13 protein-coding genes are annotated in these 15,364 nt (G+C 61.8%); 6 read left to right on the top strand and 7 right to left on the bottom strand.

What is annotated here, in order from left to right:
- The first annotated feature begins 68 nt into the window (after positions 1 to 68).
- Entirely contained in the window at positions 69 to 1,958 is a 1,890-nt protein-coding gene (locus LB557_RS00685; protein WP_140717269.1) for an MFS transporter, read from the top strand.
- A gap of 74 nt (positions 1,959 to 2,032) precedes the next feature.
- On the opposite strand, the gene LB557_RS00680 is transcribed toward LB557_RS00685, so the two are convergent.
- Together LB557_RS00680 and LB557_RS00675 are read right to left on the bottom strand one after the other, a co-directional pair.
- Positions 2,033 to 2,227: a DUF2735 domain-containing protein gene (locus LB557_RS00680; RefSeq protein ID WP_140823554.1), complete on the bottom strand. Its 195-nt coding sequence runs from the start codon at positions 2,225 to 2,227 to the stop codon at positions 2,033 to 2,035.
- 131 nt (positions 2,228 to 2,358) lie between these two features.
- Positions 2,359 to 2,526 (bottom strand): hypothetical protein, encoded by a 168-nt coding sequence (locus LB557_RS00675; protein ID WP_224642880.1) that lies wholly within the window; start codon positions 2,524 to 2,526, stop codon positions 2,359 to 2,361.
- 14 nt (positions 2,527 to 2,540) lie between these two features.
- Between LB557_RS00675 and LB557_RS00670 the strand changes: the two genes are divergently transcribed.
- Positions 2,541 to 3,581 (top strand): glutamine synthetase beta-grasp domain-containing protein, encoded by a 1,041-nt coding sequence (locus tag LB557_RS00670; RefSeq protein ID WP_140823553.1) that lies wholly within the window; start codon positions 2,541 to 2,543, stop codon positions 3,579 to 3,581.
- Positions 3,582 to 4,246: 665 nt separating this feature from the next.
- On the opposite strand, the gene glnA is transcribed toward LB557_RS00670, so the two are convergent.
- Positions 4,247 to 5,656, bottom strand: a complete 1,410-nt coding sequence (gene glnA, locus LB557_RS00665) for a type I glutamate--ammonia ligase (protein ID WP_015317961.1) — start codon at positions 5,654 to 5,656, stop codon at positions 4,247 to 4,249.
- 67 nt (positions 5,657 to 5,723) lie between these two features.
- Positions 5,724 to 6,062, bottom strand: coding sequence for a P-II family nitrogen regulator (locus LB557_RS00660; RefSeq protein WP_006205430.1), 339 nt, complete (start codon positions 6,060 to 6,062; stop codon positions 5,724 to 5,726).
- A gap of 357 nt (positions 6,063 to 6,419) precedes the next feature.
- On the opposite strand from LB557_RS00660, the gene LB557_RS00655 reads away from it, so the two are divergent.
- On the top strand, positions 6,420 to 7,967 hold the full coding sequence (locus LB557_RS00655) for an NAD(P)H-hydrate dehydratase (RefSeq protein WP_224642879.1): 1,548 nt from the start codon (positions 6,420 to 6,422) through the stop codon (positions 7,965 to 7,967).
- 12 nt (positions 7,968 to 7,979) lie between these two features.
- On the opposite strand, the gene LB557_RS00650 is transcribed toward LB557_RS00655, so the two are convergent.
- Positions 7,980 to 9,512 (bottom strand): acyl-CoA carboxylase subunit beta, encoded by a 1,533-nt coding sequence (locus tag LB557_RS00650; protein WP_015317959.1) that lies wholly within the window; start codon positions 9,510 to 9,512, stop codon positions 7,980 to 7,982.
- 409 nt (positions 9,513 to 9,921) lie between these two features.
- Here LB557_RS00650 and LB557_RS00645 point away from each other — a divergent pair, with 409 nt between their 5' ends.
- Complete coding sequence (locus LB557_RS00645; protein ID WP_015317958.1) at positions 9,922 to 11,343, top strand: DEAD/DEAH box helicase; 1,422 nt, start codon at positions 9,922 to 9,924, stop codon at positions 11,341 to 11,343.
- 103 nt (positions 11,344 to 11,446) lie between these two features.
- On the opposite strand, the gene LB557_RS00640 is transcribed toward LB557_RS00645, so the two are convergent.
- Complete coding sequence (locus LB557_RS00640) at positions 11,447 to 12,421, bottom strand: alpha/beta hydrolase (RefSeq protein ID WP_224530752.1); 975 nt, start codon at positions 12,419 to 12,421, stop codon at positions 11,447 to 11,449.
- A 91-nt stretch (positions 12,422 to 12,512) separates the two neighbouring features.
- Positions 12,513 to 13,334, bottom strand: a complete 822-nt coding sequence (locus tag LB557_RS00635) for an SDR family oxidoreductase (protein WP_224644361.1) — start codon at positions 13,332 to 13,334, stop codon at positions 12,513 to 12,515.
- Between the two features lie 224 nt (positions 13,335 to 13,558).
- On the opposite strand from LB557_RS00635, the gene LB557_RS00630 reads away from it, so the two are divergent.
- Both LB557_RS00630 and LB557_RS00625 read left to right on the top strand, forming a co-directional pair.
- On the top strand, positions 13,559 to 14,593 hold the full coding sequence (locus LB557_RS00630) for a cysteine synthase A (RefSeq protein WP_015317955.1): 1,035 nt from the start codon (positions 13,559 to 13,561) through the stop codon (positions 14,591 to 14,593).
- Positions 14,593 to 15,336 carry an alanyl-tRNA editing protein gene (locus tag LB557_RS00625; protein WP_140664369.1) on the top strand — a complete coding sequence of 248 codons (744 nt, stop codon included), beginning with the start codon at positions 14,593 to 14,595 and terminating at the stop codon, positions 15,334 to 15,336. The genes LB557_RS00630 and LB557_RS00625 overlap by 1 nt, the downstream gene beginning before the upstream one ends.
- The last annotated feature ends 28 nt before the right edge of the window (positions 15,337 to 15,364 follow it).

Raw genomic sequence — 15,364 nt, 5'->3', positions numbered from 1 at the left:
GAGTCCGCGTTCGGAGGAGAACGCGGACGTCGGCGCACAGCATCGAAGTCTCACGGGAGGATAGCTCTATGGCAATGGCATCGACCGCCGGCGGAACGAGCCGCGGCATGACGCGGGAGGAGAAGAAAGTCATCTTCGCTTCCTCGCTCGGCACTGTTTTCGAATGGTACGATTTCTATCTCTACGGCTCACTGGCGGCTTTCATCGGCTCGACCTTTTTCAGTCCGACCATTCCCGAGGCAACGCGCAACATCTTCGCGCTGCTGGCCTTTGCCGCAGGCTTCCTGGTTCGCCCGTTCGGCGCGCTGCTGTTCGGTCGCATCGGCGACCTCGTCGGCCGCAAATACACGTTCCTGGTCACAATGACGATCATGGGCCTGTCGACCTTCCTGGTCGGTCTGCTGCCCGGCTATGCAACCTTGGGCATCGCGGCTCCGGTGATCCTTATCGTCCTGCGCATGCTGCAGGGTTTGGCGCTGGGCGGCGAATATGGCGGCGCGGCGACCTATGTCGCCGAACATGCACCCGATGACCGCCGTGGCTTCTACACCTCATGGATCCAGACAACAGCGACGCTCGGCCTGTTCCTGTCGCTGATCGTCATCCTGATCGTGCAGGGATCGCTGAGCAAGGAGACCTACGCCGCCTGGGGCTGGCGCATTCCGTTCATCGTCTCTTTCCTGCTGCTCGCCGTTTCGATCTGGATCCGGTTGTCACTCTCGGAGTCTCCGACCTTCCAGAAGATGAAGGACGAAGGCAAGGGCTCAAAGGCGCCGCTCTCGGAAGCCTTTGGTCAGTGGAAGAACGCCAAGATCGCGCTCCTGGCGCTGCTCGGCCTCACCGCCGGTCAGGCCGTGGTTTGGTACAATGGCCAGTTCTACGCGCTGTTCTTCCTGCAGAACGTGCTGAAGGTCGACGCGCAGTCGGTCAACATCATGATCGCCATCGCGCTGGCTATCGGCTCGATCTTCTTCGTCGTCTTCGGCTGGCTCTCCGACAAGATCGGCCGCAAGCCGATCATCATGGCTGGCCTTGCGCTGGCCATCGTCTGTACCTTCCCGCTGTTCAAGGCGTTGACCTGGGCCGCCAATCCGGCGCTCGCCAAGGCTCAGCAGAGCACTCGGGCAACGGTGACGGCAGCTCCCGGCGACTGCAAGTTCCAGTTCAATCCGGTCGGCACGGCGAAGTTCACGACGTCCTGCGACATCGCGACTTCGTTCCTGACCAAGAACTCGGTTCCCTATGAAGTGGTGTCGACGGCAGCGGCCGGGACGCCTGCGTCAGTCAAGATCGGTACAGAGACAGTGGCGTCCTACGATGCGGTCGCCGCCGGCGATCAGGCCAAGGCCAAGGACGCCGCCTTCGTCAAGGCAGTCAACATGTCCTTGCAGGACGGCGGCTATCCGTTGAAGCGAGCGGCGATCAAGGTCGCGGACCAGAAACTTGATGCCTTCATCGCAGCCAATCCTGAACTTAAGCTCGACGCAGCCGCCATCCGCGGCGGCGAAAAGGCAGCGGTGCCGACCGACCAGGCGGTTAAGGACAAGCTCTTGACCGCCGATGAGGCAGCGGGCGCACCCGAGGTCACCGTCTACAACATACCGGGCGGCGGCGCCTTTGCCATGTTCGCCGATCCGGCGGCGGTTAACTGGCCGATGACGATCGGCATCCTGTTCATCCTGGTCCTGTTCGTGACCATGGTCTATGGGCCGATCGCGGCGATCCTTGTCGAGATGTTCCCGACTCGCATTCGCTACACGGGCATGTCATTGCCCTACCACATCGGCAATGGCTGGTTCGGCGGCCTGCTGCCGGCGACGGTGTTCGCGCTCAGCGCCTACAAGGGCGACATCTACTACGGCCTTTGGTATCCGGTGGTCATCGCGGCGATGACGCTGATCATCGGCATGATCTTCGTCAAGGACACGCTCGGCACCGACCTGCACGCCAAGGAATAGTCGGTAGGCCAGAACGAAAAGCCCGGCGCGAGCGATCGCGCCGGGCTTTTTTATCAAGATCGACGTGGAAGGGTTCAGCCCTTCCGCTGCGGGTCTTCTTCCTCGACGGCGGCCTCGTGGTACCAGCCATCGAAATCGGCATGCTCGCCGCGAAGCGCGGCAAGCTCTGCCGCGAATTTGGCCTTGGCGCCTAAATTTAAGGCAGTCCTGCGAGCTGCCAGCGGGAACATCAGGATTTTCGCCGACGGACGCGATTGCGTGACTTGCATTGCCGGTCTCCCCGTTTTTTCAGGCGCTCGTTGATTCAGCTTTCACCAAAATAGGTCCTGCGATTCATTTAGGCAATATGCCTATGAAAAGATCATGATTTGCCTATGATTTAAGCAATATTGCTGCCGGATCATCCGCATGCATTGCTGAGGCGGCTCATTAAAATAATCGCCTGGGCACGATCGTTTTTGCCGCACCTTGCGAGCGCCGAGTGGCACACGAATTGCTTTTTATCCATCGGCAGGCCGGCCTGTTTCGGCCATGCATCGACATCCGCCTGCTTGCGGTGTCCAAGCAACGAGAGGCTCTAGAATGACCAAATACAAGCTCGAGTATATCTGGCTCGATGGATACACCCCGGTCCCGAATCTTCGCGGCAAGACGCAGATCAAGGAATTCGCTGAGTTCCCGACGCTCGAGCAGCTGCCGCTGTGGGGTTTCGACGGATCCTCGACGCAGCAGGCCGAGGGCCACAGCTCCGATTGCGTGCTGAAGCCGGTCGCGGTCTATCCCGATCCGGCCCGCACCAACGGCGTGCTCGTCATGTGCGAAGTCATGATGCCCGACGGTGTTACGCCGCATGCATCCAACAAGCGCGCCACCGTCCTCGACGACGAAGGCGCCTGGTTCGGCTTCGAGCAGGAATATTTCTTCTACAAGGACGGGCGTCCGCTCGGCTTCCCCGAGAGCGGCTATCCCGCACCACAGGGGCCGTACTATACCGGCGTCGGCTACTCGAATGTCGGCTCCGTTGCGCGCCAGATCGTCGAGGAACATCTTGATCTCTGCCTCGCGGCCGGCATCAACCATGAAGGCATCAACGCCGAAGTGGCGAAGGGGCAGTGGGAATTCCAGATATTCGGCAAGGGTTCCAAAAAGGCCGCCGACCAGATGTGGATGGCCCGCTATCTGATGCAGCGCTTGACCGAAAAATACGGCATCGACATCGAATACCACTGCAAGCCCCTCGGCGACACCGACTGGAACGGCTCGGGCATGCATGCCAATTTCTCGACCACCTATATGCGTGAAGTCGGCGGCAAGGCCTATTTCGAAGCGCTGATGGCGGCTTTCGACAAGAACCTGATGGACCACATCGCCGTCTACGGCCCGGACAACGACAAGCGTCTGACCGGCAAGCACGAGACCGCGCCGTGGAACAGGTTCAGCTATGGCATCGCCGATCGCGGCGCCTCGATCCGCGTCCCGCATTCGTTCGTCAAGAACGATTACAAGGGCTATCTGGAGGACCGCCGTCCGAACTCGCAGGGCGACCCCTACCAGATCGCCTCGCAGATCCTGAAGACGATCGCTTCGGTGCCGGCGAGCGCAGAGATTTCGGCCGCCGCCTGATCCGTTTTGCGGGCGCTTCAATGCGCGGCAGATGGATGTTCTTGCAATACTGGCCTGGGCGGAAGCGCCCGGGCCTTTCTTTTTACCGACCCGACATGACGCCACGCGCGGTCAGCGTCGTCACCGACTGCCCTGGAGCGGCGAATTCCCCCAAAAAAAGTCAGGTTGAAAAACAACGAGCGGTTTCACCGAAACGAGCGGCTTTGGCTGACGCTCCTTGCCGCTACTCGTCTCGTGCGGTTCCAAGTTTTCATTGAAAAAGCCCGGAAAACAGCCTGTTTCAGCTCGGTTCATGCGCGGCGGTCCTTTATATAAGCCACTGTTCATACATTGAAATCGGCGATTTATGCCTCCGTGTGGCGGCGTTGACAGGCTACGCCGCGGCATGCGTATTCGTGGCCTTGGGGTTACGCCAAGCGATGCTGTTCGAACGGGGCGGGGGTTTCGTGAACGACGGCATTGGCGGGGGCGCCGGACGAGCGGGCATTGCAGCCTGAGGCAGTGTGCCGCTCGCTCCTGGCGATTGATTGCGTCCCCCAAAAAAGCAAGTTGACCATCGTTGCGTGGCTGGCCGCACGCAATCCATCGATGAGCCTTTGGATCAGCAAAAAGCCCTTGAAGGGGGAAAACCTTCAAGGGCCTTGAAACATTATTCGAGCGGAATCCTAGACCGAATAGTACATGTCGTACTCGACCGGATGCGGGGTCATTTCGAAGCGCATCACTTCGGCCATCTTGAGCTCGATATAGCTATCGATCTGGTCGTCGTCGAAGACGCCGCCGGCCTTCAGGAAGCCGCGGTCCTTGTCGAGGCTCTGGAGCGCTTCGCGCAGCGAACCGCAGACGGTCGGGATCTTCTTCAGTTCCTTCGGCGGCAGGTCGTAGAGATCCTTGTCCATCGGCTGTCCCGGATGGATCTTGTTCTTGATGCCGTCGAGACCTGCCATCAGCATGGCGGCGAAAGCGAGGTAGGGGTTCGCGCCCGGATCGGGGAAGCGGACTTCGACGCGCTTGGCCTTTGGTGAGCTGCCGAACGGGATGCGGCAGGAAGCCGAACGGTTGCGCGCCGAATAGGCGAGCAGCACCGGCGCCTCGTAGCCCGGCACCAGGCGCTTGTAGGAGTTGGTCAGCGGGTTGGTGAAGGCGTTGATCGCCTTGGCATGCTTGATGATGCCGCCGATGTAGAACAGGCAGCTCTCCGAAAGACCGGCATATTCATTGCCGGCGAAAGTCGGCTTGCCGCCTTTCCAGATCGACTGGTGAACGTGCATGCCCGAGCCGTTATCGCCGAAGATCGGCTTCGGCATGAAGGTGGCCGTCTTACCATAGGCATTGGCGACCTGGTGCACGACGTACTTGTAGATCAGCATCTTGTCGGCGTTGCGGACAAGCGTGTCGAACTTGATGCCGAGCTCGTGCTGGGCGGCTGCCACCTCGTGGTGGTGCTTTTCGACGCGCACGCCCATTTCGGCGAGTACGGTCAGCATTTCGGAGCGCATGTCCTGCGCCGAATCGATCGGCGGCACCGGGAAATAGCCGCCCTTGATGCGCGGGCGGTGGCCGAGGTTGCCGGTCTCGTAATCGGTGTCGTCGTTCGACGGCAGTTCCGTCGAATCGAGCTTGAAGCCGGTGTTATACGGATCGGCCTTGTATTTCACGTCGTCGAACACGAAGAACTCGGCTTCCGGGCCGACATAGATGGTGTCGCCGATGCCTTCCGACTTCATGTAGGCCTCGGCCTTCTTGGCGGTGCCGCGCGGGTCGCGGTTGTAGGATTCGCCCGAGACCGGATCGAGAATGTCGCACAGGATGACCATGGTCGACTGCGCGAAGAACGGATCCATGTGGACGGTGTCCGGATCGGGCATCAGCACCATGTCGGATTCGTTGATGGCCTTCCAGCCGGCGATCGAGGAGCCGTCGAACATGACACCGTCGGCGAACATGTCTTCCTCGACCTCGACGACATCCATGGTGACGTGCTGCAGCTTGCCCTTCGGGTCGGTGAAGCGCAGGTCGACGAATTTCACGTCGTTGTCCTTGATCTGCTTCATGATGTCTTTGGCTGTCGTCATGTCATGTAATCCCTGTGTGCTGACGTTTTTTGATAGATGACGTTTCTTAGAGGATGGCCGGCTCGGATCAAACCGCGTCCATTCCGGTTTCGCCGGTGCGGATGCGCACCACTTCCTCGATGTTGGAGACGAAGATCTTGCCGTCGCCGATGCGGCCGGTCTGGGCCGCCTTGCGGATTGCCTCGATCGCGCCTTCCACGGCATCGTCGCCAAGGACGACCTCGATTTTCACCTTGGGCAGGAAATCGACGACATATTCAGCGCCGCGGTAGAGTTCGGTATGACCCTTCTGGCGGCCGAAGCCTTTGGCCTCGGTCACCGTAATGCCTTGCAGTCCGGCCTCCTGAAGCGCTTCCTTCACTTCGTCCAGCTTGAATGGCTTGATGATCGCTTCGATCTTTTTCATGTAAAAAGTGGCCTCCACTGCCAAAAAAACGGGTTGTGAGCCCCCGCTTGCGCCTCAATCAAGCACGAACTGTGCCAGTCGGAGGGAACAGAAGCGGTGTCATACGATTTCAAAGTCATGTCACGCCCATATGCAAATTCGCGTCATTCGCTGCATCGGAAGCGGCATAGATGGCTGCAGCCTACCCGGCACGACTGTGCATGTCTGCCCAATATTCGGGCAAATTGCTCATCCTGCGGGCAGATCGGTGCCTGCAATCCTCGCGCCGATCGACGTGCTCATGACAGCGCCAACTCCTCCCCGTTTGCGTCGAGCCGAAAACTGGACAATGCTTGATCGAATGCGGATCGGCAATCCATGAGCCACGAACTTCTTACCTCCGCCGAGATGGGCGAGGCGGATCGGCTGACAATTGCAGCAGGTCCAACCGACGGCGTTGGATTGATGCGCCGTGCCGGGCAGGCCGTCGCGACCGAAGTGCTCAGCCGCTATCCCTCGGCAGCGCATGTCCATGTGTTATGCGGTCCGGGCAACAATGGCGGCGACGGTTATGTCGTCGCTCGCATTCTGGCCGGCAGCGGTGTCGCCAGCACGGTCTGGACGTCTGGCCCGCCGAGGCCGGGTAGCGACGCGGCAGTCGCCGCCGCGGAATGCCCCATCAAGCCCCGACCGCTATCGGACTTTGATCCCGGTCCCCGCTCGATCGTGGTCGATGCGCTTTATGGGGCAGGGCTGTCCAAGCCGCTGTCCGGCGAAGCCGCCAGGGCGGTCAATCTGGCCGCCAAGCTGCATTTGCGGGTTGTCGCCGTCGACCTGCCTTCCGGCATTTCCGGTGACAGCGGCAAAGTGCTCGGAACGTCGTTTTCAGCAGACCTCACAGTGACCTTCGCGCGCAAGAAACCCGGCCATCTGCTGCTGCCGGGCCGGGAAAGATGCGGCGAGATCGTGCTTGCCGATATCGGCATAGTGGCGGAGATCATCGCAAGGCTGCAGCCCCGCACGTTCGAGAACGGACCAGCGCTTTGGTTGCGCGATTTACCGGTGCCGGCAATCGATGCCCACAAATACAAGCGCGGTCATGTCGGCGTCTTTTCCGGCGGGCCGAACGCCACCGGCGCGGCGCGGCTCTCAGCCCTTGCCGCTGCCCGAAGCGGGGCAGGGGCGGTGACGGTTCTGTCGCCGGGCAACGCCATGCAGGTCAATGCCGCGCACCTGACCTCGATCATGCTGCGCAAGGCCGACGAAGCTGCCGACATAGAAGCATTCGTCGGGGAGCGCCGGCCATCGGCCTTCGTTCTCGGGCCCGGCTTTGGCATCGGCGAAAAAACCCGGGCGTTCGCACTTGCGCTACTCGCGTCGGGCAAGCCGGCCGCGTCCACCGGAATTGACGGCCTGGTCTTCGACGCCGACGCGATCACCTCGTTTCGTGAGGCGCCGGATGTCTTGTTCGAAGCCGCCCGCAGGCCGGACGCGCCCGCGCTGGTGATGACACCGCACGAAGGCGAATTCGCCAGGCTGTTCGCAGATATCGCCGATGACAATGTCTCGTCCAAGCTGGACAAGGCACGCGCGGCGGCAGCGCGCGCCAATGCCGTCATCGTCTACAAGGGCGCCGACACGGTGGTCGCCGCTCCCGATGGCAGGGCGGCGATCAATTCCAACGGCGCGGCCTGGCTTGCCACCGCAGGATCGGGCGATGTGTTGTCCGGCATCACGACCGGACTGCTTGCCCAAGGCATGCCGGCTTTCGAAGCGGCCTGCGCGGCGGTCTGGATCCATGCCGAGACCGGCAGAAGGTTCGGACCGGGGTTGATCGCCGAGGATTTGCCGCTGGCGATGGTGCCGGTGCTGCGCGAACTGGTGGCTGCCGGAGGAGGGCGCTGTTCAACCGCACTTGAGCGATGACCTCGATGCCGTTCACAGCGGGATGTTGTCGTGCTTCTTCCAGGGGTTCTGGATATCCTTGTTGCGCAGCATGCGAAGCGCCCGGGCCATGCGGCGGCGGGTCGAATGCGGCATGATCACCTCGTCGACATAGCCGCGCTCGGCGGCCACGAAAGGCGACAGGAAGCGGTCCTCGTAAGCCTTTGTATGAGCCGCGATCTTTTCGGCATCGCCGATGTCCTTGCGGTAGATGATCTCGACCGCGCCTCTCGCCCCCATGACGGCGATCTGCGCCGTCGGCCAGGCATAGTTCATGTCGCCGCGCAGATGTTTTGACGCCATCACATCATAGGCGCCGCCATAGGCCTTGCGGGTGATCACGGTGATCTTCGGCACGGTCGCCTCGGCATAGGCGAAAAGCAGCTTGGCGCCGTGCTTGATCAGCCCGCCATATTCCTGCGCCGTGCCCGGCAAAAAGCCTGGAACATCGACGAAGGTGACGATGGGAATAGAAAAACAGTCGCAGAAGCGCACGAAGCGCGCCGCCTTGCGGCTGGCGTCGGAATCGAGCACGCCGGCCAGCACCATCGGCTGGTTGGCGACAAAGCCGACGGTCCGGCCTTCGACCCGGCCGAAACCGGTCACGATGTTCTTGGCAAAACTCTGCTGGATCTCGAAGAAATCGCCCTCGTCGGCGACCTTCAGGATCAATTCCTTGATGTCGTAAGGCTTGTTGGCGTTGTCGGGGATCAGCCGGTCGAGCGACATGTCATGGTCGGTGACCGACTGGTAGCATTCGATCTCGGGGATCTCCGACGTGTTGGAAGCCGGCAACAGGTCGATCAGCCGCCGCATCTGCAAGAGCGCCTCGACGTCATTGTCATAGGCGCCGTCGGCGATCGAGGACTTCGTCGTGTGCACCGACGCGCCGCCGAGGCTCTCGGCGGTCACCGTCTCATTGGTCACGGTCTTCACCACGTCCGGTCCGGTGACGAACATGTAGGAGGTGTCGCGCACCATGAAGATGAAGTCGGTCATGGCGGGCGAATAGACGTCACCGCCGGCGCATGGGCCCATGATGACCGAAATCTGCGGAATGACGCCGGACGCAAGCACGTTGCGCTGAAAGATCTCGGCATAGCCGCCGAGGGCTGCCACGCCCTCCTGGATACGCGCCCCGCCGGCATCGTAGAGGCCGATGATTGGCGCACGGTTGCGCAGCGCCATCTCCTGCACCTTGATGACCTTCTCGGCATGGGCTTCCGACAGCGAACCGCCGAACACGGTAAAATCCTTGGCGAAGAGGTAAACGGGACGGCCATTGACCGTGCCCCAGCCGGTGACGACGCCGTCGCCGGCGATCTTGGTCTTCTCCATGCCGAAATCGGTCGAGCGGTGCTCGACATACATGTCGAATTCTTCGAACGAGCCTTCGTCCAGAAACACCTCGATGCGTTCGCGCGCGGTGAGCTTGCCCTTCTTGTGCTGCGCATCGATGCGGGCCTGGCCGCCACCCATGCGGGCGATGTCGCGCCGCCGCTCGAGTTCCTTCAGCACGTCCTTCATCGTTCGATCCCCAAAATCGGAAGCTGCGTTTGTGGTAATGATGCCAGTCGGGGAGTGCAAGCGTCTGCTTCCGGCTGGTTTTTGCTGCACCGCAACATCGCGCCCCTTGCATTCCGGGGCGAACTCAGCCATATGCAGCCCATAGGCGCTTGGGCCGGGAGATTCCGGCCTTCTCGACAAATGAGACTGGTTGCGTCTGTTTTCCCTCTTTCCGGTATATCGGCCCCTCTTCCGGTACATCACAAAGTGGCGAAAAAGCCCCGTGGCATGATGCCTGCGGGCACGACAGCGCAGCCGAGTGGACGCACGCGTCCGCCCGCCTTGTCGTTTCATATCAAATTTTCGACGGCAGGTTGCGCCCTGCCGCCATTGACGTTTGCGGCCAGAGGCCGCGTGAAAGAAGATTATTTTGACCAACGAAAACACATTGCCCGGCAACGACACCGCGGAACTCTCCGGTTTCGCGGCGCTGGGAATTACCGGTGCGCTGCTCAAGGCCACCCACAATGCCGGCTTCGCCGAACCGAAGCCGATCCAGATGCAGGCGATCCCGCCGCAGCTGGAAGGCCGTGACATTTTCGGCATCGCCCAGACCGGCTCCGGCAAGACCGCTGCCTTCGCGCTGCCGATCCTGTCGAAGATCATCGCACTCGGCACCAAGCGGCGCGCCAAGACGACCCGCGCGCTCATCCTGGCGCCGACCCGCGAACTCGCGGTGCAGATCGAGGACACCATCAAGATCCTCGCCAAGGGCGCGCATGTCTCGACGGCACTCGTGCTGGGCGGTGTCTCGCGCTTCAGCCAGGTGAAGAAGGTTGCTCCCGGCGTCGATATCCTTATCGCCACGCCCGGCCGGTTGACCGACCTGGTGCGCGAGGGCGACCTCATCCTCTCCGACACCAAATGGCTGGTGCTGGACGAGGGCGACCGCATGCTCGACATGGGCTTCATCAACGACGTCAAGCGCATCGCCAAGGCGACCGCGCCCGATCGTCAGACGGCGCTATTCTCGGCCACCATGCCGGACGAGATCGCCGAACTCGCCAAGGGCCTCCTGAAGAACCCGGTCCGCATCGAGGTCTCGCCGCAAAGCACCGCGGCGGCAGAGATCGTCCAGGGCGTCGTCTTCGCCCGCACCAAGCAGAAGCGCCAGGTGCTGTCGACGATGCTCGCCGACGAAGCGATGAAGTCCGTCATCATCTTCTCGCGCACCAAGCATGGCGCGGACCGGGTGACCAAGGACCTGGAACGCGACGGCTTCAAGGCCGCCGTCATTCATGGCAACAAGTCGCAGAATGCCCGTCAGAAGGCACTGAATGATTTCCGTGATGGATCGGTGCGCATTCTGGTCGCGACCGACATCGCCGCGCGCGGCATCGACGTGCCCGGCATCAGCCATGTCGTGAATTTCGACCTGCCGGACGAAGCCGAAAGCTATGTCCACCGTATCGGCCGCACCGGCCGCAACGGTATGGATGGCATCGCGATCACGCTCTGCGATCCTTCGGAGAACAGCAAGCTGCGTCAGGTCGAGCGCATCATCCGCACGAAGCTGCCAATCGTTGCCGACCATCTCGGCAGCCCCGATCCCGCACGCAATCCTGCGGAAAAGAACGAGCGCTTCGAACCTGCCAACGATCGCGACCGCAATGGCCGTCGCGACGGCAGGCGGCCGGGCGGCGAGAAGAAGCCGAACAACGGCTTCGGCAAGAAGCGTTTCGGCGACAAGCCGGCCTTTGCCGGTGAGCGCAAGCCGGAAGGTGCAAAACCCTTCAAGGGCAACAACAAGCGCCGCTTCGGCGGCAAGCGTCCGGCCGCACGGGCTGCCTAACGAAACCTCGCGGCAACCGGCCAGTTCCTAACGGTTGCCTGGTGCCGACTACGAATGAAACGGCGGCTGAACATTGCTTCAGCCGCCGTTTTGTCTTCGAACCTCACTTCGCCACCGCTTCGATCCAGACGGCAATCCGTTGCGCCAGGAATGCGGTGGTGGATGGCGATAGCGCGTCGCCGGCAATGACATGGTTGTCTGGATCGCCAGTGCTTTCGATGGGCACCAGCTCATGCGCGGCACCCCAGCGCGCGGCGATCTCACGCGTGCGGTCGGGTCGCACGACCTTGTCTATATCCGAGAAGATGAACAGGGCGGGAATGGTCGCCTTCTCCACCGGCGCGCCATAGGCAAGGTCGGTCAGCGCCTGCATCGGCATCGTCGCGGCGATCGGATATCTGGTGGTCCAGAATTTCTCATGCAGCGCGTTGCGCGGCGCGAAGCTGCGTTCCTTGCCGGCGACGAGTTCGGCGATCTGCTTGCCCCAGGGCATGGTCAGGATCTCGGCGCCGGATGCTTTCACGCCGAAATTGGGCGAGATGAATGCAATGGCCGCCACACCCTCGGATGCCCCGGGCTGCGTCGCTGCCCAGGCCGCCAGCGCGCCGCCGGTCGACGTCGAGATGACGATCACCTTGTCGCCGATTGCCCGGCCGATGGCGAGCGCCTCCTCATAGTCGTTGATCCAGGCGTTGACGCTGCCTTGCGTCATCGCCGCGCCGTCCTGCCCGTGGCCGGTGAGGCGGGTGTAGAACAGGTTGGCGTCGAGCTGGTCGGCCACGTCGTCGGGCAAGGGTCGGATCTCGCCCTTCGATGCGGAAAAGCCGTGGATGTAGACGATCGACAGCGGCGTCTTTGCGTGCACCATCGGGTTGGCCCAGACGATCTCCTTCTCCAGCCCGTCGCGGATACCGGGTACGGCAGCCTCCACTTTTGCCACATAGGCCTGTGGGTCGTCGCCGATGGCGGAAGGATCGAAATGGATCGTGGTGTCGACGGGTACGCGTGGACCCAGTAGGAAGGTCAGTGCAAGGACGGCGATCAGGCCCAGCACAGCAAGCACGATCCGTCGCCCCATCGCAGACTCCACGCAACAACATTCAAACTATGGTGGTGGCCATGAACAGGCAACGGCCGTTCAGGCGGCCAAGCCACCAATCCTGTGGGCATTATTTGTTGGGCGGTTTGCGCTCATAATGCAGCGGGCGCGCTTTCCAGCTGGTCGTCAGGCTGATCACCCATCGGCATAGCGGCCTTGGCAGCATGCCGAGAATTTTCAACGGCCAGCTCGTTCTGTACGGGAACGTCACTTCGAAGCCGCCGGATTTGATTCCCCGCACCATGCGGCGCGTCGCGCGGCCGACCGGCATCAGGCCAGGCATCGGCAGCATGTTCTTTTCGGTCAATGGCGTGTCGACAAAACCGGGGTTAATCACCTGGACGCGGATGTTCATCTTGTCGAAATCATATTTCAGCGACTCGGCCAGAATGTTGATAGCCGCCTTGGTACCGCCATAGGCCGCCGTGGTCGGCCAGCCGAAATAGGCGGTCACCGAGCCGACCAGAACGACATGCCCACGCGCGCGCACCCGCATATGCTCGACGACAGGCACCAGCCCATTGATGATGCCGAAATAGTTGACTTCGAAGGAGCGGCGGAAATCCTTGACGACGAGGGACTCTCCGGGTGTCGAGATGTAATTTCCGGCATTGAAGATAGCGAGCACGATCGGCCCGAGGCCGTTCTCGATCGCCGCCACCGTTCTTGCCATGCGCGGCTCGTCGGTGACGTCGCAGGGAAAGGACACGACCTTGCCCGGCATCTGCGCGGTCTCGACGATGAGCGTGTCGATCGGATCGTCGTCCAGCGCTGTCACCGCCACCGCATAGCCTTGTGACGCCAGATCCCTGGCCAGCGAGCGGCCAATGCCGCTGCTGCCGCCGGTGACCCAGGCTACGCCGTGGTTCGGATCGGCCCGATAGAGTGTCATGCTGCGCCTGCCGAGTTGTTGATGTCTTGCTCTAGCGGTGGAGAAATCGAATGAAAAGAGTGCTTCTCGACGCCGGGTGCAAATGAACTGTCCGGTGTCCACCGGTCCCCAGCGACATCCATACACCGCAGCGCCGGAAATGCGACTGGACCAGACGAATTCTTGCCTTGAAACCGAAGCGTTGGGTTTCTAGGGTTTCGGCGCACGCATACAAGGAATCCCGAATGCCCCGTTCAGTGATCGACGCGATCGGCAACACGCCCCTGATCCGCCTCAACAAGGCTTCCGAAGAAACCGGCTGCGAGATCCTGGGCAAGGCCGAGTTCATGAATCCGGGGCAGTCGGTTAAGGATCGCGCCGGCCTGTTCATCATCCGTGATGCCGAACAACGCGGCCTGTTGCTGCCGGGCGGTGTCATCGTCGAGGGAACCGCCGGCAACACCGGCATTGGGCTGACGCTCGTCGCCAAGGCGCTGGGCTATCGCACTGTCATCGTCATTCCGGATACGCAGAGCCAGGAAAAGAAGGACACGATCAGGCTGCTGGGCGCCGAGCTGATCGAAGTGCCGGCCGTGCCTTACAGGAATCCCAACAACTACGTGAAACTGTCGGGACGGCTGGCGGAGCAGATGGCCAGGAGCGAACCGAACGGCGCGATCTGGGCCAACCAGTTCGACAATGTCGCCAACCGCGATGGCCATATCCGCACCACGGCCGAGGAAATCTGGGCCCAGACCGGCGGCAAGGTCGACGGTTTTGTCTCGGCGGTGGGGTCGGGCGGAACGCTGGCCGGTGTCGGGCTCGGATTGAAGGCCAAGAGCAAGAACGTCAAGATCGCGCTCGCCGACCCTCTCGGCGCCGCGCTCTACAGTTTCTACACCAGCGGCGAGCTGAAGTCAGAAGGCAGTTCGATTACCGAAGGCATCGGGCAGGGGCGCATCACCGCCAACCTCGAAGGCTTCACGCCTGACTTCTCCTACCAGATCAGGGATGAGGACGCGCTGCCGATCGTCTTTGACCTGATCCAGGAGGAAGGCCTGTGCGTCGGCGGCTCGACCGGCATCAACATCGCCGGCGCGGTGCGGCTGGCTGCGGAATTGGGTCCGGGCCACACCATCGTGACGATCCTTTGCGACTACGGGACGCGCTACCAGTCGAAGCTATTCAACCCCGAATTCCTGCGCGAAAAGCAACTGCCGGTACCAGGCTGGATGGAATTGCAGAGCAAGATTTCAGTGCCCTTCGAGAAGGTCACGTGATGGCGCACCGGACCGAAGCGCTGTTTCGCGACGACGCCTATCTCCGCACGGCGGATGCCACGGTCGTCGCCATCAATGAGCGCGGCGGCATCATCCTCGACCGGACGATCTTCTATGCCACTTCCGGCGGCCAGCCGGGCGATAGCGGCACGTTGGAGCGTGCCGACGGCAGCCGCGTCGCAATTGCCGCCACGATCACTGGCGAGACCAAGGACGAGATCATCCATGTGCCGTCACCGGAGCAGGCCTTGCCGGAGGTGGGCGAGACGGTGAAGCTCGCCATCGACTGGGAGCGCCGGCATCTGCTGATGCGCATGCACGCGGCTTGCCACCTGCTCACCGTTGTCTGCCCGTTCCCGATCACCGGGGCGGCGGTTTCCGAGGACGACAGCCGTGTCGATTTTGACATTCCAGACGCCAGCTTCACCAAGGAAGAGGTGACCGCCGGCATGATGGATCTGGTGCGGGCCGATCATCCCATCTTCACCAGGCTGATCAGCGACGAGGAATTGGCCGCGAATCCTGGCTTGGTGAAGTCCAAGAACGTCCGACCGCCTGTTGGCACCGGCAAGATCCGTCTGGTCTGCATCGGTGACAATGCCTCGGTGGACAGCCAGCCCTGCGGCGGCACCCATGTGAGGAGCACCGGCGAAATCGGCGAAATCCACATCGGCAAGATCGAAAAGAAGGGCCGGGAGAACAGGCGCTTCCGCATCCGCTTCGGCCCGATGCCGGCGAACTGACAGACACCATCAAAAGGCGGCAGGAGAA

The sequence above is a fragment of the Mesorhizobium sp. BR115XR7A genome (genome assembly GCF_020165315.1).
GTDB classification, from domain to species: Bacteria; Pseudomonadota; Alphaproteobacteria; order Rhizobiales; family Rhizobiaceae; genus Mesorhizobium; species Mesorhizobium australicum.
The sequence above is the reverse complement of the archived record's forward strand: the minus strand, read 5'-3'. Positions and strand labels throughout refer to the sequence as shown.

Coding starts and splice junctions, on each gene's coding strand:
- LB557_RS00685 (WP_140717269.1), top strand. CDS start 69: ATGGCAATGGCATCGACCGCCGGCGGAACGAGCCGCGGCATGACGCGG.
- LB557_RS00680 (WP_140823554.1), bottom strand. CDS start 2,227: ATGCAAGTCACGCAATCGCGTCCGTCGGCGAAAATCCTGATGTTCCCG.
- LB557_RS00670 (WP_140823553.1), top strand. CDS start 2,541: ATGACCAAATACAAGCTCGAGTATATCTGGCTCGATGGATACACCCCG.
- glnA (WP_015317961.1), bottom strand. CDS start 5,656: ATGACGACAGCCAAAGACATCATGAAGCAGATCAAGGACAACGACGTG.
- LB557_RS00660 (WP_006205430.1), bottom strand. CDS start 6,062: ATGAAAAAGATCGAAGCGATCATCAAGCCATTCAAGCTGGACGAAGTG.
- LB557_RS00655 (WP_224642879.1), top strand. CDS start 6,420: ATGAGCCACGAACTTCTTACCTCCGCCGAGATGGGCGAGGCGGATCGG.
- LB557_RS00650 (WP_015317959.1), bottom strand. CDS start 9,512: ATGAAGGACGTGCTGAAGGAACTCGAGCGGCGGCGCGACATCGCCCGC.
- LB557_RS00640 (WP_224530752.1), bottom strand. CDS start 12,421: ATGGGGCGACGGATCGTGCTTGCTGTGCTGGGCCTGATCGCCGTCCTT.
- LB557_RS00635 (WP_224644361.1), bottom strand. CDS start 13,334: ATGACACTCTATCGGGCCGATCCGAACCACGGCGTAGCCTGGGTCACC.
- LB557_RS00630 (WP_015317955.1), top strand. CDS start 13,559: ATGCCCCGTTCAGTGATCGACGCGATCGGCAACACGCCCCTGATCCGC.
- LB557_RS00625 (WP_140664369.1), top strand. CDS start 14,593: ATGGCGCACCGGACCGAAGCGCTGTTTCGCGACGACGCCTATCTCCGC.